This is a genomic window from Sphingomonas crocodyli (assembly GCF_004005865.1).
GTDB classification, from domain to species: domain Bacteria; phylum Pseudomonadota; class Alphaproteobacteria; order Sphingomonadales; family Sphingomonadaceae; genus Rhizorhabdus; species Rhizorhabdus crocodyli.
The window spans coordinates 420,291-443,207 of record NZ_SACN01000002.1 but is presented as its reverse complement, the minus strand read 5'-3'; the positions used below and the strand labels follow the sequence as shown (position 1 = coordinate 443,207).

The window sequence follows — 22,917 nt, the reverse complement described above, 5'->3', positions numbered from 1 at the left end:
CAGCCTCCTGCCCCCTCCACCGCTTCGCGGTCCCCCTCCCCGTACCGGGGAGGATTTTTGACTGACTCGCACCTCGCCAACCGCTAAATCCCCAACATGGGGCCAGGCACCGACATACCGCGCGTCAGCGTCCTGATGGCGGTCTATAACAATGCCGCCTATCTGCCCGCCGCGATCGACGCGATCCTGGCGCAGAGCTTCACCGATTTCGAATTCCTGATCGTTGATGACGGATCGACCGACGGTTCGGGCGCGATCATCGACGGCTATGCCGCGCGCGATGCCCGCATCCGCGCAATCCATCAGGAGAATCGCGGCTTCATCGCCAGCCTGAACCGGATGCTGGGGGAGGCGCGCGGCGACCTGATCGGGCGAATGGACGGCGACGATCGCTGCACACCCGGCCGGATCGAACGGCAGATCGCCTTTCTCGATGCGCATCCGGACTATGGCGTCGTCGGCACGCAGACCTGCTATTTCGACAACGCAGGCCGCGAATGGCCGATGGCGCGGCCCTATCCGCTGGACGATGCGGCGTTCCGGGTGGCGCTGACCACGCCCTATACCCCGCTGATGAACCATGCGAGCGTGCTGATGCGCACGGACTTGCTCCGCGCGATCGGCGGATACCGCCCGCAGTTCCGATATTGCGAGGATCTGGACCTGTGGTTGCGGCTGTCGGAGGTGACGAAGCTGGCCAACCTGCCCGATGCTCTCACCTATTATCGCCAGCATGCCGGCCAGGTGAGCGACCGCAATCTGGCGGTGCAAACCGCATGGGCGGCGATGGCGTGGATCAGCCATGAGCAGCGCAAGGCGGGGCAGCGCGACACGCTGGGCGCGGTCGATCCGCTACCGGGGCTGGACGGCCTTGGCGCGGTCGAGGTGATTACCGGCCGACCGGGCGACAGCCAGCGGGTGCGTGCTTCGGTGATCGAACGGATCGAATATCCGACGAGCGCGCTGGCCGGGCCGGGCTTTCGCGTGCTGATCGACTATGTCCGCGCGGGCGGGCGATTGCCCAAGGGGTGGAAGATGGTCACCCGACTCGCTCTGGCGGGGTTCTGGCGGCAGGCATCGCGGCTGGCGACCGCGCTGCTGCGCGACTAGCCGAAGCGCCGCTTCAGCCGGGTGCCGACCAGATCGAGGACGCGCTGCTCCGGCCCGACCGGGCGGCCGACGATGTGCCACATGGCCAGCTGGATGATCGCGGCGGCCACGAGCGTCGCGATGCCGAGCGACGCGCCCTTGAGCAGAGCCGGCCACACCCCGATCGCCTCGGGCGCGCGCCACGCAAGGCCGCTGAGGTAGAGCAGGCCGGCGACGACGATCCCGGTCAGGATGATGCGCAGCAGCCCGCCGCGCGCCGCCGACCAGCCGATGTCGCCCAGCCGGCGGACCTGGATCACGAACAGGCTGGCTTCGACGAAATTGGTGCAAACCGATGCGATGGCGATCAGTTCGGGCCGCTTGGTCAGCGCGGTGGCCGCACTCAGCACCGCGACCTTGACCGCCGCGCTCATCGCCACGACCTGGAAATTCTGGCGCATTCGCCCGCTGGCCAGCAGGATCGTGGTGCAGACATAGCTGAACGGCGCGAACAGGCAGGTGAAGGCGAAGATCGACATCAGCGGCTGCGCGGCGGTCCATTTGGAACCCAGCAGCACATCGACCACATAGCCCGACGTCGCCGACAGGCCGATCGTGAGCGGCGCGATGCCCAGCATCAGCAAGGCGACGATCGGCAGCGACATCGTCACCACCTCCCCATCCCGGCCGCGCGCCCGCGCCACGCCGGCGTAGAGGGCGGCGCCGGCGGGGGCGACCAGTTCGGTGATCGGCAGGGTCGCGATCTCCATGCCGAGCAGGTAGGTGCCGAGCGCCGCCGCGCCGAAGGCCGGGCCGATGATGACCGGATCGACCCGATCCCACACCATCGACGCCAGCCCGCTGAGCCACGTCCAGAACGAGAAGCCGATCAGCTCGCGCCACCCCTCCAGCGAGAAGCGCGGGCGATAGGGGTGCGCGACATAGGTCATGATGAGCCGCAGCAGCTTGCCCGCGACGATGCCGATCACCAGCGTCCAATAGGATTTGAGCGTAAAGGCGAGGATGATCGTGATGACGACCTGCAGCAGCCGGGGAATGGCGAGCAGGCGAAATTCCATATCGAAGCGCATTTCGCGCCGGAACTCGACGATACCGATATTTTCCAGCCCCGCGATGATCGACCCGAGCGCGAGCGGCATCATCAGCAGGAACAGGCGCGGTTCGTGGAACCAGAGACTCGCCGGCCAGGCGAGCAGCATCGTGACCGCCGCCGTCGCTATCCCGCGCAGCAACTGGAGCGAGAAGGCGGCGTTGAGCAGCCGCGCCTCGTAACGCGGGTGGCGCACCAGCGCCTCGACCAGCCCCATCGTCGAAATCGCGTCGATCGCGCCCGACAGCACCGTCGCCATCGCGACCAAGCCGAAATCGCCGGGCGCCAGCAGGCGCGCGAGGACGAGCGTGCTGAACAGGCCGACGAGCCGCGTCGTCATGCGCCAGCCGACCATCCACACCGCGCCCAATATCGTCTTGCCGGTCAGCGAGGCGGCGGCCACCTCCTCGGGTTCGGGCAGCGGCTCGGGCGCCTCGGGCATTTCGAGCGGGGGACGGCTCATCGCGTCAGATCGGCCCGGATCAGGGGGGCGAGCGCGGCGGGCGTGCGCCGATCGGCCGCGGCGGACAGATGCGCGCGGAAGGCGGCATGGCGCGCGGGATCGGCAACGGCATCGCCCGACAGCAGCAAGGTCTCCATCTCCTCCATCGTGTCGCAGATGAACCCGATATCGCCCGTCTCGTCCGCGATCGCGCGCGCCGCAGGCAGGTTCAGCGCCATAATCGGACGGGCGGTGGTGACGCAATCGAGCAAAGTGCCGCTGGCCGAAAGTTCATAGGGCGCGGCGAGCGGGAGGAGGACATAATCCACCTCGCGCAGCGCCGCGATATAGGCCGCGCGATCGAGCGGCGCGGCAGGCAGATCGACGACATCGGCCGCGTCGCTGAAATCCTCCATCTGGAAACCGATCAGGCTGAAGCGGTAGCGCGCGCTTTTCGCGCGCACGCGGCGGACCAGATCGACGAACAGGTGGAAATTCTTGCGCCGCGTCGCCGCGCCCAGAAAGGCGATGCGGATCGGGCGGCCAGAATCCATTGCGGCCGGGTCGATCGGGGCGCCACCGTCGCGCTCCTCCTCATTGATCGGATGCGGCCAGACGCCGAAGCGATCGGCGCCGAGCACGCCGAGCCGGATCGCGGCCTCTTTGATCGACGGCTCCAGCACGATCATCCGCACCCGATCGCTGCGCGCGACGCGCAGGCCGGTGCGATAGTCGATCAGGCGGTGGCGCGGATCCTTCGATCGCCAGCCGACCGCATAGACGAGGTTGCCGTGCAGGACGACCGACAGCCGCACCCGCGCAAAGGCCCACAGGATCAGGCGGATCGCGAAGAAGGTCTCCCCCGCCGACGACAGCAGCAGCACCTTGTCCGCGCCGCTCGCCCGGATCGCGGTGCGCAGCGCGCGCCATTGCGCGACGATGCGGCCGACGCTCTGCCCCCCTGTCGCGGGCACATCGATATCGATCGTGCGCAGCCCCGCGGGCAGATCGCCCAGCTGCGCGACATGCGCGCGATGTTCGGGGGTCGATGCGAAGGCGATCGGCTCGTCCGGAAAGGCCAATGCGGTCGCGCGGATGATCGCGGCGTTGAACGGCGCGTGATCGAACCCGGCATATGTCGGCTCGACGATGCAGATCATGGGGGGCTGCTAGATCTTCGTCGCGAAGGGCGTGAAATCGGTCGACTGATCGTAGATGTCGACGCCCTCACGCTTCTTGAGGAAGCCGACGACGAGATAGGTGAGCGGGGTGAGGATCACCTCCCACGACACCTTCAGGATCCACTGGGTCGCCAGCACCTTGAGGACCAACGCATTCGTCCAGCCCGCAGCGCCCCAGAAGGCGAGCGGATAGAAGATCAGGCTGTCGACGCCCTGCCCCGCGATCGTCGACCCGATCGTGCGCATCCACAGATGATCGCCCTTCGACCAGACCTTCATCTTCGCCATGACGAAGCTGTTGACGAACTCGCCCGCCCAAAAGGCGCAGATCGACGCGATCACGATGCGCGGCACCTGCCCGAACACGGCCTCATACGCCGCCTGCCCGGTCCAGTCGGGCGCGGGCGGAAGTGCTACCACCACATAGCTCATCAACGCCATGAACAGCATCGCCGCCGTCCCCGCCCAGATGCAGCGGCGCGCGCGGGCATAGCCGTAGACTTCGGTCAGCACGTCGCCGAGGACATAGCCGATCGGGAAGAACAGGATGCCCGCCCCGAACGGCCACGGCCCGATCCCCGGCAGATCGATGATCGCGACCTTGCCCGCGCCCAGCACGTTCGACAGCAACAGGATGGTGACGAACGCCGCCATCATGAAATCGAAATAGCGCAGCGGCCGCCCCGACAACTGGGCGGCATCGACGGCGGCGAGCGTGTCGGGGTGACTGGCGTTCATTTCGGTAGAGTAGCGCGGTTCCATCCCCGCGCAATCCACGCTATGCGCCCCGCACCGCGCGCCCGTAGTTCAATTGGATAGAGCACGAGCCTTCTAAGCTTGGAGTTGCAGGTTCGAGTCCTGCCGGGCGCGCCAAAATCGTCGTCAGGCGGTCGGCACGGTGCCGCCATCGATCACAAACTCGGTCCCCGTTATGCTGGAGGCGCGATCGGAGGCGAGGAACGCGATCAGGTCCGCCACCTCGTCGGGCCTGGAAGGCCGGCCAAGCGGAATGCCGCCGAGCGACGCCATGATGATCCGCTTCCCTTCCTCGGGATCAGCCTCGCCACCGATCCGCTTCACGAAATCGACGGTCGCCTCGGTCTCGATCCAGCCGGGCGACACCCGGACGACGCGAACCCCCGCAGGCGACACCTCCTTCGACAGGCTCTTGCTGTAGGTCGAGAGCGCCGCCTTGGCCGACGCGTAGGCGGTCGTCGCTTCCGGCAGCGGCATGACGTGCTGGATCGAGGTGACATGGATGACCACGCCCGAACCCCGCGAGACCATGTCCGGCACCAGCGCGCGATCGAGGCGCACTCCCGGCATCAGGTTGAGGTTAAGCTCGTTCGTCCATTGCTCGTCGCCAAGGGCGGCAAATCCACCCGGCGGCGAGGACGATCCGCCGAGCATGTGCACGATGATGTCGACTCCACCCAGCCGCTCGCGCACCGCATCGACGAGCGTCGCGCAACCTTCCGCCGTCGACAGGTCAGCGGCAACGAACAGTTCGTCGGGAAGATCGTGGGGCTTCGAGCGCGCGGTCGTGAGAACCTGGGCGCCGAGTCCACGGAACAAGGACACCGTGGCCGCGCCGGCACCACGGGTGCCGGAGGTGATGAGGGCACGTCGCCCCTCCAGCGACAGAAACGGGATCATGGCTTGACCTCCAGATCGGAGATACCGCCATCCGCCAGGGTGAACATGTAACGCAGATCGATCGGGCTGCCCGGAAAATCGCCGGCCACATGCGTCGACACCACCGTGCGGCCACCCTCCTCTGCGATGGCGAACGGCTCGGCGAAGGAATTGTATCGCGCAAAATAGTCTTCGATCCATCCGCGGATCGCATCGCGACCCGTATGAACATGTCCGTCGTCGTGAACGACGGCGCCCGTCGTGAAGCAGTCGGCGGCAGCGGACGCATCGCGCGCGCCGTCCGCTTCGAAATAGCCCGCGATCGGGGCCGGCAAATCGATCACCATCATATCCTCCATGTCCTGGCGGAAGCGTTCGCACCGCCCTCGCCTTCACAAACTATGGATGGACGGCCTTCATGATAATCGGGATAGAATGGGATGAGGTGTCACGGAAAACGGGACAATGGCGCGATCGGGATTGATAGAGCTGGAGGCGATCCTCGCCATCGTCCATCGCGGATCCTTTCGCGCGGCGGCGGTTGACCTCGGCATGTCCTCCACCGCGCTCAGCAACGCGGTCGCCAAGCTCGAGCGGCAGATCGGTGTGCGCCTGTTCAACCGCACGACACGCAGCGTATCGCTGACCGATGCGGGGCGGACCTTCGTCGGCCAGATCGGGCCTGCGGTGGAAAGCATCCACGACGCAATGAATATGGCGAGGTCGCAGCAGGAGACGCCCTCCGGCACGTTGCGTATCAATTCCTTCGCGACTGCTGCCCGCGAGATACTTGGCCCGCTGGTGCTCGAATTCCTCCGACGACATCCGAAGGTCCACATCGACCTCGTCACGGAGGGGCGGCTGGTCGACGTCGTGGCCGAGGGATTCGACCTCGGCATCCGGACGGCGGAGCTGGTCCCGATCGACACCATCGCCATCCCGCTCGGACCCGCAAGGCGGTTCGCCGTCGTGGCATCCCCGGATTTTTTGAGGGATCGCGAGACGCCGCGCATGCCGCACGACCTGCTGGCGCATCCATGCCTACGCATCCGCCTGCCCAATGGCGCGCTCTACCGATGGCACTTCGAGAAGGACGGGCAGGCCGTCCAGATCGAAGTGCAGGGTCCCATTACGCTCGACGAGGCCAGCCTTTCCCGCATCGCCGTCCTCGATGGCATCGGCATAGGCTTCTTCATGGAGGCGGATATCCGCGACGACGTCGCGTCCGGCCGGCTCGTGCAGATATTGGAGGATTGGACACCGCCGCTCGCACCGCTGTGCCTATACTATCCCAGCCGGCGAAACCCATCGGCAGCCTTCCGTGCGTTCATCGACCTGGCACGGGACGTAGCAGCAGCCCGAAATGCCGAGGCGATACCGGTGGCGGCACGCAATCCACGCACCCCACGAAAGCGGGCCGCCAGCACCGCCCAACGAAAGGAATGAACGACTTGATCGACGGACCCCGCCTCGCCCCGCTGTCCGGCTCCGCGCCGAACGCGCTCGTCATTCTGATCCACGGCTACGGGTCGAACGGCGACGACCTCATTTCGCTTGCCGCCATGATCCAGCCGGTGCTTCCGGATGCCGCCTTCGTTGCGCCCAACGCCCCGTCGATGATCCCGCGCATGGCCGCCGCGCACCAGTGGTGGCCGATCGAGACCTTCTCGATGGCCGAACGCGCCGCAGGAGCCGCAGCGGCGGCACCTGGACTGGACGCCTTCATCACGCAGGAACTGGAAGCGGCTGGACTCGCCAGCGACCGCCTGCTCCTCGTCGGCTTCAGCCAGGGGACGATGATGGCGCTGCACGTCGGCCTGCGCCGCCCGGACCCGGTCGCCGGCATCGTCGGGATTTCCGGCATGTTGGTCGCCCCGGACCGGCTGGAGGCCGATATCCGCAGCCGTCCGCCCGTCCTCCTGATCCACGGCACCGACGACGGCGTTGTCCCGTTTCGGTCGATGGATCTCGCCGCCACCGCATTGACCGCGAACGGCGTCGCGGTCGACACGCACGTGTCGCCAGGCGTGGGGCATAGCGTCGGGCAGGACGGTCTGGCGGCGGCGGCGGCGTTCGCGAAGCGCGTGATCGGCTGAGGCGACCGGGGGGCTGCGGGAACGAACATGGCCAAGAAGAAACGCTACCTCATCGCCCGGATGGCCGACGGTTACGTCAAGACGATCGGGCCGACCGCGTCGCCCTTTACGCATTATTGGCGGATCGTGGCCTATGTCGGCGAAGGGAAGCCCGAGGTGTTCTGGGGGCATGCCAAGTCGCTGAAGGAAGCGACGGGCAAGAAAGCCGCGATCGCCGAGGCGGCGAAGCAGCGCGGGTGGGATCGGTTTGAGTTCGAGGTCGTCGAACTTGTCGAGGCCGATGCCCCACCCGCCTGACGCGACCTATTCCAGATAGGTTGCGCGCAACGTCGCGATGTCGGCGGCGCTGACGCCCAGCTTCTTGTCCAGATAGCCTTCGACCGATCCATAATCCTTGTCGATCTGGTCGAGCGCGTAAGTGATGAACGGCGTGCCATCGGGCATGTAGAGCGGGTTGGCCGGGCGGACCGGCGCATCCTTGGGCCGGGCGAACATCTGCGCGGCGGCGTTATCAGGGTAAGCGGCCGGATCGAACCAGGGCATTTCCCATTCGGGGTGCCGGTTCGGCGTCGACAGCAGATAATCCGCCTTGATCACGTCGCGCGACACGCCGAGCGCCGAGAGGACGAGCGCGGTGGCGAGGCCGGTGCGGTCCTGCCCCGCCGAGCAATTGTAGGCGAGCGGGCCGGAGCGATCGAGCAGGCGATCGAACAGCAGCTTCATCTGCGGCGCGAGCATATCGGGCATGCGGCGATAGAGCGCGTCGCCATTGGTGGGCACCGCGTTGGCGGGCGTGCCCGTCGCCTTCATCGCATTAGTGATCTGCGCCATCGAATAGCCGATCGCGTTATAAGGCACGCCATAGATGCGCGACGGCGCGAGCTGCCGCTCCTCCGACGATCGCAGGTCGACCATGTTCGCGAGGTGGAGGCCCGACACCTGCTGCACGTCGGCGTCGCTGAGCATCGGCGTCGCGCCCGAACGGAAGATCATGCCCCATTTGACATGCTTTCCACCCGCAGCCGCATAGCCGCCGACGTCGCGGAAGTTGGAACCCTGCGCGAGCGGGAGGACGCGCTCGGCGACGCGGATCGCATCGCCGCTCTTATGGTCGCGCAGCAGGAAATAAGCGCGCTCGCCGGGGCGGACGGTCTGTTCGTGGGCGCCGTCGCGATCGTCGGTGGCGACGACGGTCGATGCCTTCGCGGTCGCATCGGCATGATCGGACATCAGCACGTCGACGCCGTTCGCATCCTTCCAGCTGATCCGCACCTTATCGGGCGCGACGCGGGTGACGGTCGCGTCGGTGGGCGCGGCGGCAATTGCCGGCAAAGGTGCGGTGGCTAGGATCAGAACAGCCAATCGGCCGGTGATGCGCATAAGAAGTCCCCTAAACTGACGGTGCCCGCCTCATCCGCCCGATCGGCGACAATGTGATGACGAACCGTCTCGCGTTTTCGCGATGTTGCTTGCGCTTCATGCGCCATGTAATCGATCGTTTACAAGATAAGTTCGGGAGAGAGACATGGCCTATCGCGTTATCCAGTGGACCACCGGCAATGTCGGCCGCCGGTCGCTGCGCGCGGTGATCGAGAACCCGCTCTACGAACTGGTCGGCGTCTATTCGCACGGGCCTTCGAAGGTGGGGAAGGATGCGGCCGAATTGTGCGGGCTCGATACGCCGACGGGCGTGCTCGCGACCAACGATGTCGAAGCTTTGTTCGCACTCAAGCCCGACGTCTGCGTGTACAACCCCATGTGGATCGATGTGGACGAGCTGTGCCGCATCCTTGAAGCGGGCGTGAACATCGTGGCGACCGCCGCCTTCATCACCGGCCGCTGGCTGGGCGAGGAACAGCGCGCGCGCATTCGCGCGGCCGGCGAGAAGGGCGGCGCGACCCTGTTCGGATCGGGCATGAACCCCGGCTTCGCCAACATGATGGCGATCGTGAGCAGCCAGGTGTGCAACCGCGTCGATCAGGTGCGCGTGCTCGAATCAGTCGACTCGACGGGCTATGATAGCTGGGAGACCGAAGTGAATGTCGGTTTTGGCAAGCTGCCAGGCACGCCGGGCCTTGTCGAAGCCGCCGCCAAGACGACCGAGGTGTTCAGCGACGCGGTCGAACTGACCGCCGACGCGCTGGGCGTGACCCTCGACGAGATCACGTTCGACATCGATTATGCGGTGGCCAGCGCCGACAACGAACTCGGCTATGCCACGATCCGCAAGGGCGAGATCACCGCCGTCGACGGCCGCTGGCGCGGCAAGGTCGGCGGGAAAGACCTGATCGTCCTGCGCTTCCAGTGGCTCAAGGGGCCGAATGTCGAGAACGGCTTCGACATCAAGCACGGTTACTTCATCGACGTGATCGGCATGCCGACGGTCCACACCCACGTCCTGCTCGTCCCACCGAAGGACTGGAACGAGGAGAATTATATGGGCCTGGGCATGATCATGACCGCAATGCCCGCGGTGAACGCGATCCCGCATGTCGTGGCGGCGAAACCCGGCATCGTGATGCAGCACGAACTGCCCGCTTACGGCGCGAAGGGGTTCGCGCGCGGCTGATGCCCTTGACGGTTTATATTTCGTAAAATACCTAATTAGGTATCGAACGAAAGAATCGCCCGTGGATGTCTTCGCCGCTTTGTCCAATCCCGTCCGCCGCGACATCCTGGCGCTGTTGCGCGACGGGGATCGATCGGCGGGCGAGATTGCCGATCATTTCGCTTTGTCCAAGCCGACCCTGTCGCAGCATTTCGCCGCGCTGAAGGAGGCAGGGCTGATCCTGTCCGAACGGCGCGGCACGCAGATCCTCTACAGCCTCAACCTGTCATTGCTCGAAGAAGCATTACTTGGCCTGATGCGCCGGGTCGCACCTGCCGGCGCGAAGGAGGGCGCATGGTCGTCCGCCAGACAAGACTGATCGCGGCGCTTTTGCTCGGGACGATCGTCGCGCTGGCGGCGGGATCGGTGCTGTGGCTGGGCACCGATCATCCGATGGCGATCGGCCGGCAGGATATGAGCGCGGGCCGGGCCGCGATGACCTTTGTCGGCTATGCGACTTTCTGGAGCTTCGCCTTCGATCGCGCGACGCGGGTGCGGCGCTGGCGGCGCAACGTGCTGCGCGCGGGCGGGGTGCTGGCGACGAGCTGGATCGGACTGCTCGTGCTGGTCCTCGCGCTGCAGATGATGGCGCTGGCCGATGCGATGGGCCATCCGGTCGATCGCGAGGCGGGCTATGCGGCGGTGATCGCGATCCTGCTGCTGGTGAAGGCGAACCTGCTGCCCAAATCGCGGCCCGCCTGGTTCAACGGGGTGGCGCTGCCGATTTTTGCGGGTGATCCGATCGTGTGGCGGCGGGTGCATCGCTCATCGGCGTTGCGGCTGGCGCTGCTCGGCGCAGCGACGCTGCTGGTCACAATCGTGCGGCCGCCGGGGATCGAACCGCTGCCGATCGTGTTGCGGCTGTTGATGGCCGAACTGGTCATCGCCTCGCTGCATGGCCTGTGGCTGACGCACAGACCGCGCCTGAGACCGCTTACGCCCTAATTCCCTCACTCACCGCCATTTCCAGCCAACGTGTCTCGACACGACCGGAGAAACTATGTCCGTCACATCCGCTTATGCCCGCGGCTTCGGCCTTGTCCGGACTTTGCCTCTGCTTCTCGCCCTCACCTTCGCGGGCGAGTTGCTCCAGCATGCCGTCGAAGTCCGGCTCGACATGTTCGCCGGGCCGATCGACGCGCAGGCGCAGGTGGTGCGGCTGGGTTTCGGGGCGATCAAGATCCTGACCTTGTTCATGACGATCCTGACCGCGCTGCGATGGTGGGGATTTGACGGCGATCTGAGCCGCGCCTTGCGGCCCAACTGGCGGCTGGCGAAGGGGCTGGGGCTGGTGATCCTGTTCGAAATCGCAGGCGACCTGCTGGCGCTGGGCAGCGGAGTCGTTGCTCTGGCAACGATCGGCGATCCGTCGCGCGGCGTGAAGATCGCCGCATTGCTCGTTCCCCTGATGGGCTGGAAGTTCATCGCGGGGCTGTTCTACCCCTGGTATGTCGCGCTGCTGATCGAGGATCGGGCGATGACGCTGCGCCGATCGATCACCGTTATGCGCGGGCGGCTATTTCGCACCTTCGGGCTGCTGATCGCCGGTTATATCCCGCTGATGGTGGTCCACTACGCACTCGGCTTCGGCGCGATGGGGCGGAGCGGCGCAATCTTGTGGGCGATGCTGGTTATCGACGCGGGTGTGGTCGCCCTGCTCGTGTCGATGCTCGCGGCCACCTATTATGAGATCTATCTGCGCGCTAAAGCGGCGGCATGAACGAGAATCTTTCCGCCGATCGGCCCAGCTTCGTCACCCATCTCGAATGTTCGATGACGGGGGAGCGATATGAGGCGGACAAGCTCCACGGCCTGTCGAAGGTCGGGCGACCGTTGCTCGTCCGCTACGATCTCGACGCGATCAGCAAGGCGGTGTCGCGGGACGAGATTGCGGCACGGCCCACCGATTTGTGGCGGTGGCGCGAGCTGCTGCCGGTGCGGCACACGCGCGACATCGTCTCGCTGGGCGAGATCGAGACGCCGTTGGTGCCGATTCCCGCGAGCGGCGGCGCGAATGTGCTGGTGAAGGATGAGGGGCGGCTGCCGACCGGATCGTTCAAGGCGCGCGGGCTGGTGATGGCCGTGTCGATGGCGAAGGAACTGGGCGTCACCAAGATCGCGATGCCGACCAACGGCAATGCTGGCGCGGCGCTGGCCGCCTATGCCAGCCGCTGCGGGATCGAGACGATCGTGCTGTGTCCCGAGGATACGCCCGAGATCAACGTGCGCGAGATCGCGGTGCAGGGCGCGCGGGTGTGGCGGGTCAACGGGCTGATCGACGATTGCGGCGCGATCGTCGGCAAGGGCGCGGCCGAGGGGCGCTGGTTCGATTTCTCGACCCTGAAGGAGCCGTATCGGATCGAGGGCAAGAAGACGATGGGGCTGGAACTGGCCGCGCAGTTCGGCTGGGATCTGCCCGATGCGATCTTCTACCCCACCGGCGGCGGAACCGGCCTGATCGGCATGTGGAAGGCGTTCGACGAACTGGAGAAGCTCGGCTGGATCGGCAGCAAGCGGCCGCGCATGTATGCAGTGCAGGCGTCGGGCTGCGCGCCGATCGTGAAGGCGTTCGATGATGGCGTGGAGCATGCCGAACGCTGGGAGAACTCGCACACGGTGGCGGCGGGCATCCGCGTGCCCAAGGCGGTGGGCGACTTCCTGATCCTGCGCGCGGTGCGCGAGAGCGGCGGCAAGGCGATCGCGGTGGATGACGACGCGATCCTGAAGGCGGTCGACGATACCGCGCGGCAGGACGGGCTGCTGCTGTGTCCGGAGGGCGGCGCGACGCTCGCGGCCTATCGCGCGGCGCTGGCCGACGGGCTGGTGCGCGAGAGCGAGACGGCGGTGCTGTTCAACTGCGCGACGGGGCTGAAATATCCGATGCCCGAGGCGACGAACTGGCTGGATCGGCACCAGCCGGTGGATTTCGACAGCCTCTAAATCTCACGTCACCCCGGGCTTGACCCGGGGTCCCGCTTCTTCTTCCTGCTTCGGGTTAAAGCGGGACCCCGGGTCAAGCCCGGGGTGACGAAGTTGTGTTTAGCTTACGAAGCGCGTATCTGCCGACCTCCGCCATCGAAGGATTTTCGCCGTGGATTTCTCCCCAACCGCATCGCCCATCTGCCTTGCCGTTCCGGGAATCCACCATGTCCGCTTCGATCGCCCTTTCCGACATCAGCTGGTCCGCGCCTGACGGGACCAGAGTCCTCGACCGACTGACCATCGCCTTCGGCGCCGAGCGCGCCGGAATCGTCGGGCGCAATGGGGTCGGCAAATCGACTTTGCTGCGACTGATCGCCGGCGATGTGCAGCCGACCGGCGGACGCATCAGCATCGACGGGCGGATCGGCGTGTTGCGGCAGATCGTCGACGTGCGCCCGGATGAGACGATCGCCGACCTGTTCGGTGCGCGCGCAGCGCTGGCGCTGCTGGCGAAGGCCGAAGCCGGTGACGCCACCGTCGACGAACTGACCGAGGCCGACTGGACGATCGAGGCGCGGATCGAGGAGGCGCTGGCGGCGGTGAAGCTGGCGGCCGATGCGGGCACGCGGCTCGCCACCCTGTCGGGCGGGCAGAGGACGCGCGCGGCGCTGGCGGCGGCGGTGTTCGCGGAACCCGACATGCTGCTGCTCGACGAGCCGACAAACCATCTCGACCGCTACGGGCGCGAGGCAGTGATCGATCTGCTCGCCGGCTGGCGCAAGGGGGCGATCGTGGTGAGCCATGACCGCGAATTGCTGGCCGCGATGGATGCGATCGTCGAGCTGACCGGCCTCGGCGCGACGCGCTATGGCGGCAATTACGATGATTTTGCCGAGCGCAAGGCGATCGAGCTGGCGGCGGCCGAACATGACCTCGCCACCGCCGAGAAGCGCGTCTCCGATGTCGCGCGGCAGGCGCAGGCGACACGCGAACGCCAGCAGCGGCGCGACTCGGCGGGGGCGCGCAAGGGGGCGAAGGGCGACATGCCCCGCATCCTGATCGGGCTGCGCAAGGACCGCGCCGAGGGGACAGGCGGTGGCCATGCCCGCCTCGCCGAACGCCAGGCGAGCGATGCGAGCGAACGGCTGGGCGCGGCGCGCGAGCGGATCGAGGTGCTGGAGGCGGTGCGGGTCGAGCTGCCGTCGACCGGCCTTGCGCCGGGGCGCGTGGTGTTGGCGGTGGAGGATGTGACCGGCGGGTATGATCCGGCGCACCCGATCCTGCGCGGCATCGGCTTCACGATATCGGGGCCGGAGCGGATCGCGATCACCGGGCCCAACGGATCGGGCAAAACGACGTTGATCGATCTGCTGACCGGTCGATTGAAGCCCCTATCGGGCGAGGTGCGGCGCCCGATACGGATGGCGTTGCTCGATCAGGGGGCAAGCCTGCTCGACCCGGCGATCAGCGTCGCGGACAATTTCGTCGCGCTCCATCCGGGCAGCGACGCCAATGCCGGGCGGGCGGCGCTCGCGCGGCTGGGGTTTCGGGGCGATGCGGCGCTGCAGTTGGCCGGCAGCCTGAGCGGCGGGCAGGCGCTGCGCGCGGCGCTGGCCTGCGCGATCGGGATCGATCCGCCGCCGCTGCTGATCCTCGACGAGCCGACCAATCACCTCGATCTCGATTCCATCGCCGCGATCGAAGCGGGCCTGCGCATCTATGACAGCGCTCTCATCGTAGTGAGTCACGATACCCGCTTCCTCGACGCGATCGGCATCACGCGACGGCTGGTGCTGGATGGCGAAGGGGGCTTGCGCGACGAGCCGGTCAGCCCCAATTCAGGTGCTGCACGGTAAAGCGTGCAATTCCGGGGTCGCACCACGGAGAAGGACGATCGCCATGCGCATCATTTCCACGTTGATCCTCACCGCCGCGCTTGCGGCGACAGCGGCATCGGCCGCGCCGGAGCCGACCAAGACGCAAGTGCGCGGCGAAGCGCGCCTCACCAAACTGCTCGAAGGGCGGACCGCGGGCACCCCGGTGAACTGCATCAACATGCGCGACATCCAGCAGACCCAGATCATCGACGGCACCGCGATCGTCTATCGCGTCAGCGGCAACAAGCTGTACGTCAACCGGCCGGTCCATCCGGGCACGCTGGACGATGACGATATCCTGATCACCGACACCCGCACGCCGCAGCTGTGCAATGTCGATACGATCCGCCTGATGAGCCGCATCAGCCGCTTCCCGACCGGGGTCGTGTTCCTGAACAAGTTCGTTCCTTACACCAAGGCGCCTGCCCCGAAGGGCTGAAGTCTAAACTAATGCGGTAAGCCTTACCGGATTGCCCCGGCGCCCGCGCTGGGGCACATGCCGGACATGGGGAAGCAACAAGCGAAGCGGCCGGCGCGCCGCGAACGGGGTTCGATCAGCGCCGAGGAAATCATCGATGGCGCACTGGCGCTGGCCGAAGCCGAGGGGCTGGACGCCTTGTCCATGCCGCGCCTGGGCCGCGCGCTCGGCATCGGCGTGACCAGCATCTATTGGTATTTCGACAATAAGGACGCGCTGATCGACGCGATCACGATCGCGGCCGCGCGCCAGCTGCACGACCTGATCACCCCGCCCGAGGCCGGCGCGTGGCAGGACCGGGTCGAGCAGCTCTATTGCCGGATGCGCGACGCGCTGCGCAGCAATGATCTGCTGTGCGACCTGCTCTACATGCGCGGCAACCGGCTGGGCGAAAATGCGCTGGTCCATCTGTGGCCCGAGGTCGAACTCAACCTGACCAAGATGACCGCCGCGGGCTTCACCGCCGAGGAAGCGCTGCGCGGACTGGTGGCGCTGTCGCTCTACACGCGCGGCGCGGTGGTGCTGGAACGGCAGATGCGGCGCCAGGGGATCGATCCGGCGACGCCGACGCCGGTGCCCGCCGACTTCCCCCTGCTGTCCGCCGCCGCCGAGCAGCAGAATATGCGCGGCGTGACCGACGATGCCTTTCGCGCGCAGCTTCGCCTGATGATCGACGGGCTGGCGGCCTTGTCGGCTCGATAGTCTCTCCACTCGTAGAATCGCTCATCTCCCCACTCGTCATTGCGAGCGTAGCGAAGCAATCCATTCCGCAGTTCGGAGTGGATTGCTTCGTCGCCTCCGGCTCCTCGCAATGACGAATAAAGAGATATGGAAAGGTTTACGATAAGCGATTCGCTTGCTAGCTTTCGTCCAACCCAAGGAGGAGAGGGCACAGCCGAATGAGCGACGATATCAAACAATGGGCGGGGCCGATCGCGCCGCCCGATCCGGCGAAACTGGCGGACATCTATGCGATCAGCCAGCTCGCCAAGGTCTATGCGCTGGGCACCGACATGCGCGATCCCGATCTGGTGCTGAGCTGCTTCGCCGAGGATGGCGTGGGCGAAGGCAAGGTCGGATCCGCGCCGCTGCACGATTATCTGCGCGCCACCTATGCGGGCGCGGCGGGTTTCCAGGCGACCCAGCACACGATGCTGAACCAGCACGTCACCGTCGACGGCGATGAAGCGACGATGTGGACCTATGCGGTCGCATATCACATCCGCCCCGCCGGCGATCCCGACGGCAATCTGACCGTCGGCGTCCAGTATCGCGACAAGGCGCGCCGCACCGACAAAGGCTGGATCATCTATCGCCGCCGCGCGGTGATGCAGTGGTCCGAAGGCAAATTTCCGGAGATGAAGTGATGGCGAACAAGGTAGCATTCATTACCGGCGCGAGCCGGGGCATCGGCAAGGCCTGCGCGCTCGAACTGGCCGATGCCGGTTTCGACATCGCGATCGTCGCCCGCACCGTGAAGGAAGGCGAAGCGCGCGAGCATAGCTCGACGCTCAAGGCGTCCGACATGACCCCCCTGCCCGGCAGCCTGGAAAGCACGTCCGCCGCGATCGAGGCGAAGGGCGTGAAGTGCATGGCGATCCAGGCAGACCTGCTCGACCTCGCGTCGATCGGCGCGGCGGTGACGCAGGTGCTGGAACGCTGGGGCCGGATCGATCTGGTCCTCCACAATGGCCGCTATATCGGGCCGGGCCATATGGACCGCTTCCTCGAGACGCCGATCTCGCTGCTGAAGCTGCAGATGGACGCCAATGTGTGGGCGCCGCTGACGATCAACCAGTTGGTCCTGCCGCACATGATCAAGCAGGGCGGCGGCATCATCGTCAACATCACCTCGGCGTCGGGCTATGGCGATCCGGACAAGCCGGCCGGTTCGGGCGGCTGGGGCATGGGCTATGGCCTGTCCAAGGGCGCGTTCCAGCGTATCGCCGGCTTCCTGAAGACCGAGCTGGCCGATCAGGGGATCAAGTGCTTCAACATTCAGCCGGGCCTGATCGCAACCGAGCGCATCGGGCAGGACATGGCCAAGTTCGGCATCAAGAATGACGGCGCGCCGATGGAGGTTCTGGGCAAGGTCACGCGCTGGCTGGCGACCGATCCCGATGCCGCCCAGTATAATGGCAAGAATATCGAGGCGCAGTTCTTCTGCCACGAAAAGGGCCTGCTGCCCGGCTGGGCCGGCCCGAAGATTCACGCCAACAACATCACCTACGACACCTCCGCCGCGAACCTGACGCAGCTGGAGAAGGAACTGCACGCGCGCCTGGGGGCGTGAGTGTTTGGGGGTGGGGTGGCTTATGCCGCCCCACCCTCCCTTGCCCCGTTCGTGTCGAGCGAAGTCGAGACACGGCCTCGCATGCCAACATGTCTCGACTTCGCTCGACATGAGCGGGGTATTTTTGAATGAAGGCTCCCAGAAGAAAAAGGGAGCGAGGATGCCCGGCCATATCGAAACCCGCGCGGCTGTGTGCCACGCACCCGGCGCGGCGCTGACGATCGAGACGGTGCAGCTGGCTCCGCCCGGCCCCGGCGAAGTGCTGATCGAAATCTGCGCGTGCGGCATCTGCCATTCGGATCATCATCAGCGGCTGCGCCTGCCGCCCGACGGCCGCTATCCGATCATTCTCGGCCATGAGGGCGCGGGCGTGGTGCGCGAAGTCGGCGCGGGAGTCACCAGCGTACGGCCCGGCGATCACGTCATCCCGCTGTCGCTCGCCGAATGCGGCACCTGCGCCAATTGCCGATCGGGGCGCACCAATATCTGCGAAGCCTTCCTGGCCGACATGCGGGCGAAGCCGAACCGCTTCTTCTTCGATGGCGAGCCGGTCGCCGTCATGTCGAACAACGGGGCGTTCGCGAACCATATGGTGATGCCCGAACGGCAGGTCGCGAAGATCCGCGACGACGTGCCGCTCGACATCGCCTGCGCGATCGGATGCGCGGTCGCGACCGGGGTGGGCGCGGCGCTCCACACGGCGCGGGTGCACGAGGGGTCGAGCGTCGTGATCTTCGGCCTGGGCGGCGTCGGCGTGAACGTGGCGCAGGGCGCGCGCGTGGCGGGGGCGAGCCGGATCATCGGAGTCGACATCAACCCGGCACGGGGTGCCGCGGCGGCGCAGTTCGGCGTGACCGATTATGTCGACGCGCGTGAACATGGCGACGGGCTGGTCGATCACTTGCGCGGCCTGACCGGCGGCGGCGCGGATTATTGCTTCGAATGCGTCGGCGACGAGACACTGATGCAGCAGGCGATCGAGGTGTCGCATATCGGCTGGGGCATGTCGGTGCTGCTGGGCGTGCTCGATCCGGGCGCGAAGCTGCCGGTCCCGCTCACCTCGCTCCAGATCGGGCGGACCGTGACCGGATCATACATGGGCAATATGCGCGGGCGGACCCAGCTGCCGGGGCTGCTCGATCTCTATGCCGAAGGACGCATCCTGCTCGATCCCTTCATCACCCACCGCCTGCCGATCGACCGGATCAACGAGGGGTTCGATCTGATGCTGAGCGGGCAAGCGTTGCGCGTTGCGGTGACCTTCTAGCCCGGATCACGGACATGATCGATGAAGGCGCGCAGTGCGGTCGGCATGTGGCGGCGGCCGGGATAATATAGGAACAGGCCCGGAAACCACGGACACCAATCGTCCAGCACGCGCTCCAGCCGGCCCGAGGCGATGAGCGGCTCGACCATCGCCTCGAACACGAAGGCGAGGCCGATGCCGTCGAGCGCGGCGGCGATCATCATGTCCTGCGAATTGGTGGCGAAAGGACCGTTTACCGCGAGCTGAAGCTCGACCCCACCGCGCTCCAGCTCCCAATGATAGGCGCCGCCATTGTCGAAGTGGAAGCGAACGCAGGGAAGCGCGAGGAGATCGTTCGGCGTCTGCGGCCGCGCATGCCGTTCGAAGAAGGCGGGCGATCCGACCACGGCGAAGCGCTGACGCGGGCCTATCGGCACGGCGATCATATCGGCGGCCAGCGTCTCGCCAAGGCGTACGCCGGCATCGAAGCCGCCCGCGACGACATCGACCAACGCCCCCTGCGCGATGATTTCCACCGCCACGCCCGGATGCTTTGCGAGGAAGCCGGGCAGCAAGGGCGCGAGGACGATCCGCGCGGATGTCTCCGCCGCGTTGATCCGCAGCGTGCCCATCGGCGTGCCGCGAAAGGCGGCGAGATCGTCGATCGCGGCCTCGATATCGTCGAAGGCCGGACGCACCCGATCGATCAGCGCCTGCCCCGCCTCGGTCAGCGCGACGCTGCGCGTGGTGCGGTTGAACAGGCGCAGGTCGATCCGTTCTTCCAGCGCACGCAGCCGGTGGCTGAGTGCGGAGGGCGTGACGCCCAGCCGCATCGCCGCGCCCCGGAAGCTGCCCGCGCGAGCGATCGCCAGGAATATATCGAGATCGGCTGGTGTGATACGCGACATTGATGAACCATGCTCAACAGTCCATCGAAAATCCAGCCGATTATCGCAACGATCGCGGCGGCCTAATTCTCCCCCTGCCGGCGACGATGCCGACGACCAAGTTAGGGAGAATGGACATGAAGACCTGGTTCATCACGGGTGCGTCGCGCGGCTTCGGCGCGCTGATCGCAAAGGAAGCGCTGGCGGCGGGCGACGCGGTGGTCGCGACGGCACGCAACGCACAGTCGGTGATCGACGCGCTGGGCGAGCATCCTCGTCTGCTCGCGGTCGATCTCGACGTGACCGACGAGGCGCAGGCACACGCCACCGCATCCGCCGCGATCAAGCGGTTCGGGCGGATCGACGTGCTGCTCAACAATGCCGGTTTCGGCCTGTTGGGCGCGGTCGAGGAAGCGACGGCGGCGGAGATCGAGGCGCTGTATCGCACCAACGTGTTCGGTCTGCTGGGCGTAACCCGCGCCATCCTGCCCCACATGCGGCGGCAGCGTTCGGGCCATATCCTCAACATCTCGTCGGTGGGCGGATATCAGAGCGGCGCGGGCTTCGGCGTCTATTGCTCGACCAAGTTCGCGGTCGAGGGGCTGAGCGAGGCGCTCCACGCCGAACTCGCGCCGCTGGGCATCAAGGTGACGGTGATCGAGCCGGGCTATTTCCGCACCGACTTCCTCGACGCGCGTTCGCTGACGACCAGCCCGACGCGGATCGCCGATTATGATGCGACGGCGGGTACGGTGCGCGAGCATGCGGCGGCCGTGAGCCACAACCAGCCCGGCGATCCGGCGAAGCTGGCACCCGCTGTCGTGGCGCTGGTCGCGAGCGAGAACCCGCCGCTGCGCATGCCCTATGGCAGCGACACGGTGGCGGCGATCGAGGCGAAGAACGCCTTCGTCGCCGGGGAACTCGCCCAGTGGCGCGACGCGGCGGTCGCGACCGATTTCGCCGTCTGAGCAGCGTTCAGCTGACGTCGATCCCGTCCACGGCCGCGCGGCCGAGGGCGGGATCGTCGGTGAAGAAGCCGTCGATGCCGGCGGCGAGATAGCGGAGCATTTCCGCTACCGATCCTTTCGGATTGCGCGCCTCATCGCCCTGCCCGTCCTTGAAATCGCCGGCGAGGAAATGGTTTTCGGGGCGGAAGGTCCACGGGCGGACGAGCAGCCCCGCCGCATGCGCATTCTTCACCAGCGCGGTCGGGGCGGCGAGCCTTCCGTCGGCGCCCAGCGGGATGATCGCGCGGACCGGCGGTCCCAGCACATCGGCATAGGTCGCGATCTCGGCCAGCCCCCTGGGCGTCAGCATATCGGCAAAGGTCGTCTTGCCCCCCGCTGCCGCGACATCGGCCGGGGGCACGGGCGCATCGGCAACAAGCTGGAGCAAAGTGATGTTCGCGGGCTTGCCGATCTTGCCGCGCAGGTAGCGCAGGTTCGCGACCTCGAACGACTGGACCTCGACCGGCGCGGTCTTCGTGTAGCGATGCGCGGCCAGCGCGGCGAGGAAGCGATCCTCCACCGGCAGGCCGAGCTTCGCGAAATAGGTCGAGTGCTTGAGTTCGGGAACGATCCCGATCGTGCGCCCGCGCGCCGCCGCCTCGGCCGCAACGAAATCGATCACCTCCGTGAAGCTGAGCAGCTGGAATTCGCCGTCATAGGACTGGCTTTCGGGCCGCATCTTGCCCAGCCGCTCGATCGCACGGAGGGTCTTCAGCTCGGCGAAAGTGAAATCCTCGGTGAACCAGCCGGTCTGGCTCTGGCCGTCGATCGTCTTCGTCGTCCGGCGCGAAGCGAATTCGGGGCGGGAGGCGACATCGGTCGTCTCGGCGATGTTGTTCTCATGCCGCGCGACAAGCGCGCCGTCGCGGGTGGGAACCAGATCGGGCTCGATATAGTCGGCGCCATCGGCGATCGCCTTGGCATAAGCACCCAGCGTATGTTCGGGACGCAAGGCCGACGCGCCACGGTGCGCGAACACCGGCACCTTCTTCGGCGCCGCCGCGACGAGCGGCCCTGCCATCAGCAGCGCCGCCGTCGATGCCATCATCTGCCGGCGATCGATCATCAGTCCCCCTTTGCAATCTTCTCGTTCAGCGCCTTTTCGAAGCGATCGGCATAATCGCGGCACGACTGCGGATCGATGTAGGGGTTGGGATCGGACGATTTGATGAACGCCGCATATTTCTCGTCCCCGCCCGACTGCATCGGATGCGCGGAGATCAGGATGTCGCACGGCAGCTTGCGCACCTTGGCCAGCGTCGCGCGGAAGGTGGCGACCCAGGGGGCATGCCGGCGATCCGAATATTTCCAGTCGGGCGCGGCCGTGGGGCTGAGGCTCGATCCGAAGACGACGTTCTTGCAGACATCGCCTTCGCAATCCTTCCACGTCCAGCTCATGCTGCTCGCGGTGTGGCTGGGCGTCGCGACCGCGCGGATCTCGGTGCCGCCGATGCGGATCGTCATGCCGTCGCGCAGGCCCAGCACCTTGGGCACCGCCGGATAGGTCGACAGCCAGCTGGCCTGCGGATCGTCGCTCCCGCTCTTGCCGACGCGCAGCACCGCGGCGCCGGGGATGCTGGCGACGACGCGCGCGCCGCTGTCGCGCTGGAGCGCGGCGATACCGCCGGCATGGTCGTAATGCGGCTCGGTGCTCAGGATGTACTTCACGTCCTTGATGTCGAAGCCGAGCGTCTTGATGTTCGCCTCGATCCCGCGCACCGCCTGCGGCACCGCGCCGTCGATCAGGACCAGCCCGGCGTCCGTCTTGATCAGCGCGACGTTCAGCCCGCCATAGCCCACAAGATATGTATGGCCGAACACCTTGATCGGCGGCGTGGGCGTGAGCCACTGCTTGGCGAAATCCTCACTGACCGGCGCGAGCAGAGGATCGTGCGCATCATCCTGCGCATAAGCGATCGAGCCCAACAGCGCGCCTGCAATCCCAAGAGCCAGACCGATCCCGTATCGCATCACCCAATCCCCATTTCGTCCAACGATGGGTGGATGATGGCGCGGCGGCGCATCGCGCACAAAGCATCAATTCT

25 protein-coding genes and 1 tRNA gene are annotated in these 22,917 nt (G+C 66.4%); 17 read left to right on the top strand and 9 right to left on the bottom strand.

Features of this window, described 5'->3' with window-relative positions; genetic code table 11:
- Window positions 1-96 precede the first annotated feature (96 nt).
- Window positions 97-1,110, top strand: a complete 1,014-nt coding sequence (locus EOD43_RS16750) for a glycosyltransferase family 2 protein (RefSeq protein ID WP_127745174.1) — start codon at window positions 97-99, stop codon at window positions 1,108-1,110.
- Here EOD43_RS16750 and EOD43_RS16745 read toward each other — a convergent pair.
- The 3 genes from EOD43_RS16745 to EOD43_RS16735 are packed head-to-tail and all read right to left on the bottom strand — an operon-like array spanning window position 1,107 to window position 4,561.
- Complete coding sequence (locus EOD43_RS16745) at window positions 1,107-2,663, bottom strand: oligosaccharide flippase family protein (RefSeq protein WP_127745173.1); 1,557 nt, start codon at window positions 2,661-2,663, stop codon at window positions 1,107-1,109. The genes EOD43_RS16750 and EOD43_RS16745 overlap by 4 nt on opposite strands.
- Window positions 2,660-3,802 carry a glycosyltransferase family protein gene (locus EOD43_RS16740; protein WP_127745172.1) on the bottom strand — a complete coding sequence of 381 codons (1,143 nt, stop codon included), beginning with the start codon at window positions 3,800-3,802 and terminating at the stop codon, window positions 2,660-2,662. The genes EOD43_RS16745 and EOD43_RS16740 overlap by 4 nt, the downstream gene beginning before the upstream one ends.
- 9 nt (window positions 3,803-3,811) lie before the next feature.
- Entirely contained in the window at window positions 3,812-4,561 is a 750-nt protein-coding gene (locus tag EOD43_RS16735) for a queuosine precursor transporter (protein ID WP_127745171.1), read from the bottom strand.
- Window positions 4,562-4,619: 58 nt separating this feature from the next.
- Here EOD43_RS16735 and EOD43_RS16730 point away from each other — a divergent pair.
- Window positions 4,620-4,696, top strand: a tRNA-Arg gene (locus EOD43_RS16730).
- Between the two features lie 9 nt (window positions 4,697-4,705).
- Here EOD43_RS16730 and EOD43_RS16725 read toward each other — a convergent pair.
- A complete protein-coding gene (locus EOD43_RS16725; RefSeq protein WP_127745170.1) occupies window positions 4,706-5,479 on the bottom strand; it encodes an SDR family oxidoreductase in 774 nt (257 codons plus the stop codon).
- Entirely contained in the window at window positions 5,476-5,805 is a 330-nt protein-coding gene (locus EOD43_RS16720; protein WP_127745169.1) for a nuclear transport factor 2 family protein, read from the bottom strand. The genes EOD43_RS16725 and EOD43_RS16720 overlap by 4 nt, the downstream gene beginning before the upstream one ends.
- 118 nt (window positions 5,806-5,923) lie before the next feature.
- Between EOD43_RS16720 and EOD43_RS16715 the strand changes: the two genes are divergently transcribed.
- The 3 genes from EOD43_RS16715 to EOD43_RS16705 are packed head-to-tail and all read left to right on the top strand — an operon-like array spanning window position 5,924 to window position 7,851.
- Window positions 5,924-6,904 carry a LysR family transcriptional regulator gene (locus EOD43_RS16715; RefSeq protein ID WP_127745168.1) on the top strand — a complete coding sequence of 327 codons (981 nt, stop codon included), beginning with the start codon at window positions 5,924-5,926 and terminating at the stop codon, window positions 6,902-6,904.
- 5 nt (window positions 6,905-6,909) lie between these two features.
- Window positions 6,910-7,554 (top strand): alpha/beta hydrolase, encoded by a 645-nt coding sequence (locus EOD43_RS16710; RefSeq protein ID WP_127745167.1) that lies wholly within the window; start codon window positions 6,910-6,912, stop codon window positions 7,552-7,554.
- 27 nt (window positions 7,555-7,581) lie between these two features.
- On the top strand, window positions 7,582-7,851 hold the full coding sequence (locus EOD43_RS16705) for a hypothetical protein (RefSeq protein ID WP_127745166.1): 270 nt from the start codon (window positions 7,582-7,584) through the stop codon (window positions 7,849-7,851).
- A gap of 6 nt (window positions 7,852-7,857) precedes the next feature.
- Here EOD43_RS16705 and EOD43_RS16700 read toward each other — a convergent pair whose 3' ends face one another.
- The gene (locus EOD43_RS16700; RefSeq protein ID WP_127745165.1) at window positions 7,858-8,934 is read right to left on the bottom strand and encodes a tyrosine-protein phosphatase; all 1,077 of its coding nucleotides are present in this window, start codon (window positions 8,932-8,934) and stop codon (window positions 7,858-7,860) included.
- A 145-nt stretch (window positions 8,935-9,079) separates the two neighbouring features.
- On the opposite strand from EOD43_RS16700, the gene EOD43_RS16695 reads away from it, so the two are divergent.
- The 11 genes from EOD43_RS16695 to EOD43_RS16645 all read left to right on the top strand — a co-directional run bounded on the left by EOD43_RS16695 (window position 9,080) and on the right by EOD43_RS16645 (window position 18,999).
- Window positions 9,080-10,123: an NAD(P)H-dependent amine dehydrogenase family protein gene (locus tag EOD43_RS16695; RefSeq protein ID WP_127745164.1), complete on the top strand. Its 1,044-nt coding sequence runs from the start codon at window positions 9,080-9,082 to the stop codon at window positions 10,121-10,123.
- A gap of 61 nt (window positions 10,124-10,184) precedes the next feature.
- Complete coding sequence (locus tag EOD43_RS16690; RefSeq protein WP_127745163.1) at window positions 10,185-10,481, top strand: autorepressor SdpR family transcription factor; 297 nt, start codon at window positions 10,185-10,187, stop codon at window positions 10,479-10,481.
- On the top strand, window positions 10,457-11,107 hold the full coding sequence (locus EOD43_RS16685) for a hypothetical protein (protein WP_127745162.1): 651 nt from the start codon (window positions 10,457-10,459) through the stop codon (window positions 11,105-11,107). Before EOD43_RS16690 ends, EOD43_RS16685 begins: the two co-directional genes overlap by 25 nt.
- A 55-nt stretch (window positions 11,108-11,162) precedes the next feature.
- A complete protein-coding gene (locus EOD43_RS16680; RefSeq protein ID WP_127745161.1) occupies window positions 11,163-11,882 on the top strand; it encodes a hypothetical protein in 720 nt (239 codons plus the stop codon).
- Window positions 11,879-13,102 carry a threonine synthase gene (locus tag EOD43_RS16675; protein ID WP_127745160.1) on the top strand — a complete coding sequence of 408 codons (1,224 nt, stop codon included), beginning with the start codon at window positions 11,879-11,881 and terminating at the stop codon, window positions 13,100-13,102. The genes EOD43_RS16680 and EOD43_RS16675 overlap by 4 nt, the downstream gene beginning before the upstream one ends.
- Window positions 13,103-13,308: 206 nt before the next feature.
- Window positions 13,309-14,940, top strand: a complete 1,632-nt coding sequence (locus EOD43_RS16670; RefSeq protein ID WP_127745159.1) for an ABC-F family ATP-binding cassette domain-containing protein — start codon at window positions 13,309-13,311, stop codon at window positions 14,938-14,940.
- 43 nt (window positions 14,941-14,983) lie between these two features.
- Entirely contained in the window at window positions 14,984-15,400 is a 417-nt protein-coding gene (locus EOD43_RS16665; RefSeq protein WP_127745158.1) for a hypothetical protein, read from the top strand.
- 66 nt (window positions 15,401-15,466) lie between these two features.
- On the top strand, window positions 15,467-16,141 hold the full coding sequence (locus tag EOD43_RS16660; RefSeq protein WP_127745157.1) for a TetR/AcrR family transcriptional regulator C-terminal domain-containing protein: 675 nt from the start codon (window positions 15,467-15,469) through the stop codon (window positions 16,139-16,141).
- Between the two features lie 197 nt (window positions 16,142-16,338).
- On the top strand, window positions 16,339-16,806 hold the full coding sequence (locus tag EOD43_RS16655; RefSeq protein WP_127745156.1) for a nuclear transport factor 2 family protein: 468 nt from the start codon (window positions 16,339-16,341) through the stop codon (window positions 16,804-16,806).
- Window positions 16,806-17,732: an SDR family NAD(P)-dependent oxidoreductase gene (locus EOD43_RS16650; protein WP_127745155.1), complete on the top strand. Its 927-nt coding sequence runs from the start codon at window positions 16,806-16,808 to the stop codon at window positions 17,730-17,732. Before EOD43_RS16655 ends, EOD43_RS16650 begins: the two co-directional genes overlap by 1 nt.
- Window positions 17,733-17,892: 160 nt before the next feature.
- Window positions 17,893-18,999, top strand: coding sequence for an alcohol dehydrogenase catalytic domain-containing protein (locus EOD43_RS16645; protein WP_240653274.1), 1,107 nt, complete (start codon window positions 17,893-17,895; stop codon window positions 18,997-18,999).
- Here EOD43_RS16645 and EOD43_RS16640 read toward each other — a convergent pair.
- Window positions 18,996-19,886 carry a LysR family transcriptional regulator gene (locus EOD43_RS16640; protein ID WP_127745154.1) on the bottom strand — a complete coding sequence of 297 codons (891 nt, stop codon included), beginning with the start codon at window positions 19,884-19,886 and terminating at the stop codon, window positions 18,996-18,998. The two genes, EOD43_RS16645 and EOD43_RS16640, sit on opposite strands and share 4 nt — an antisense overlap.
- A 116-nt stretch (window positions 19,887-20,002) precedes the next feature.
- Here EOD43_RS16640 and EOD43_RS16635 point away from each other — a divergent pair, with 116 nt between their 5' ends.
- Window positions 20,003-20,833 (top strand): oxidoreductase, encoded by an 831-nt coding sequence (locus tag EOD43_RS16635; RefSeq protein ID WP_127745153.1) that lies wholly within the window; start codon window positions 20,003-20,005, stop codon window positions 20,831-20,833.
- 7 nt (window positions 20,834-20,840) lie between these two features.
- Here EOD43_RS16635 and EOD43_RS16630 read toward each other — a convergent pair whose 3' ends face one another.
- A complete protein-coding gene (locus EOD43_RS16630) occupies window positions 20,841-21,938 on the bottom strand; it encodes a glycerophosphodiester phosphodiesterase (protein ID WP_127745152.1) in 1,098 nt (365 codons plus the stop codon).
- Complete coding sequence (gene bla / locus EOD43_RS16625) at window positions 21,938-22,843, bottom strand: subclass B3 metallo-beta-lactamase (protein ID WP_127745151.1); 906 nt, start codon at window positions 22,841-22,843, stop codon at window positions 21,938-21,940. The genes EOD43_RS16630 and bla overlap by 1 nt, the downstream gene beginning before the upstream one ends.
- Window positions 22,844-22,917: the final 74 nt, after the last annotated feature.

What these genes read in the sequence shown, in the direction of transcription:
- EOD43_RS16740 (WP_127745172.1), bottom strand. Translation starts at nt 3,802, where the DNA reads ATGATCTGCATCGTCGAGCCGACATATGCCGGGTTCGATCACGCGCCG.
- EOD43_RS16725 (WP_127745170.1), bottom strand. Translation starts at nt 5,479, where the DNA reads ATGATCCCGTTTCTGTCGCTGGAGGGGCGACGTGCCCTCATCACCTCC.
- EOD43_RS16705 (WP_127745166.1), top strand. Translation starts at nt 7,582, where the DNA reads ATGGCCAAGAAGAAACGCTACCTCATCGCCCGGATGGCCGACGGTTAC.
- EOD43_RS16630 (WP_127745152.1), bottom strand. Translation starts at nt 21,938, where the DNA reads ATGATCGATCGCCGGCAGATGATGGCATCGACGGCGGCGCTGCTGATG.
- EOD43_RS16695 (WP_127745164.1), top strand. Translation starts at nt 9,080, where the DNA reads ATGGCCTATCGCGTTATCCAGTGGACCACCGGCAATGTCGGCCGCCGG.
- EOD43_RS16640 (WP_127745154.1), bottom strand. Translation starts at nt 19,886, where the DNA reads ATGTCGCGTATCACACCAGCCGATCTCGATATATTCCTGGCGATCGCT.
- EOD43_RS16670 (WP_127745159.1), top strand. Translation starts at nt 13,309, where the DNA reads ATGTCCGCTTCGATCGCCCTTTCCGACATCAGCTGGTCCGCGCCTGAC.
- EOD43_RS16660 (WP_127745157.1), top strand. Translation starts at nt 15,467, where the DNA reads ATGGGGAAGCAACAAGCGAAGCGGCCGGCGCGCCGCGAACGGGGTTCG.
- EOD43_RS16700 (WP_127745165.1), bottom strand. Translation starts at nt 8,934, where the DNA reads ATGCGCATCACCGGCCGATTGGCTGTTCTGATCCTAGCCACCGCACCT.
- EOD43_RS16745 (WP_127745173.1), bottom strand. Translation starts at nt 2,663, where the DNA reads ATGAGCCGTCCCCCGCTCGAAATGCCCGAGGCGCCCGAGCCGCTGCCC.
- EOD43_RS16650 (WP_127745155.1), top strand. Translation starts at nt 16,806, where the DNA reads ATGGCGAACAAGGTAGCATTCATTACCGGCGCGAGCCGGGGCATCGGC.
- EOD43_RS16680 (WP_127745161.1), top strand. Translation starts at nt 11,163, where the DNA reads ATGTCCGTCACATCCGCTTATGCCCGCGGCTTCGGCCTTGTCCGGACT.
- bla (WP_127745151.1), bottom strand. Translation starts at nt 22,843, where the DNA reads ATGCGATACGGGATCGGTCTGGCTCTTGGGATTGCAGGCGCGCTGTTG.
- EOD43_RS16715 (WP_127745168.1), top strand. Translation starts at nt 5,924, where the DNA reads ATGGCGCGATCGGGATTGATAGAGCTGGAGGCGATCCTCGCCATCGTC.
- EOD43_RS16735 (WP_127745171.1), bottom strand. Translation starts at nt 4,561, where the DNA reads ATGAACGCCAGTCACCCCGACACGCTCGCCGCCGTCGATGCCGCCCAG.
- EOD43_RS16750 (WP_127745174.1), top strand. Translation starts at nt 97, where the DNA reads ATGGGGCCAGGCACCGACATACCGCGCGTCAGCGTCCTGATGGCGGTC.
- EOD43_RS16685 (WP_127745162.1), top strand. Translation starts at nt 10,457, where the DNA reads ATGGTCGTCCGCCAGACAAGACTGATCGCGGCGCTTTTGCTCGGGACG.
- EOD43_RS16675 (WP_127745160.1), top strand. Translation starts at nt 11,879, where the DNA reads ATGAACGAGAATCTTTCCGCCGATCGGCCCAGCTTCGTCACCCATCTC.
- EOD43_RS16645 (WP_240653274.1), top strand. Translation starts at nt 17,893, where the DNA reads ATGCCCGGCCATATCGAAACCCGCGCGGCTGTGTGCCACGCACCCGGC.
- EOD43_RS16665 (WP_127745158.1), top strand. Translation starts at nt 14,984, where the DNA reads ATGCGCATCATTTCCACGTTGATCCTCACCGCCGCGCTTGCGGCGACA.
- EOD43_RS16655 (WP_127745156.1), top strand. Translation starts at nt 16,339, where the DNA reads ATGAGCGACGATATCAAACAATGGGCGGGGCCGATCGCGCCGCCCGAT.
- EOD43_RS16635 (WP_127745153.1), top strand. Translation starts at nt 20,003, where the DNA reads ATGAAGACCTGGTTCATCACGGGTGCGTCGCGCGGCTTCGGCGCGCTG.
- EOD43_RS16720 (WP_127745169.1), bottom strand. Translation starts at nt 5,805, where the DNA reads ATGGTGATCGATTTGCCGGCCCCGATCGCGGGCTATTTCGAAGCGGAC.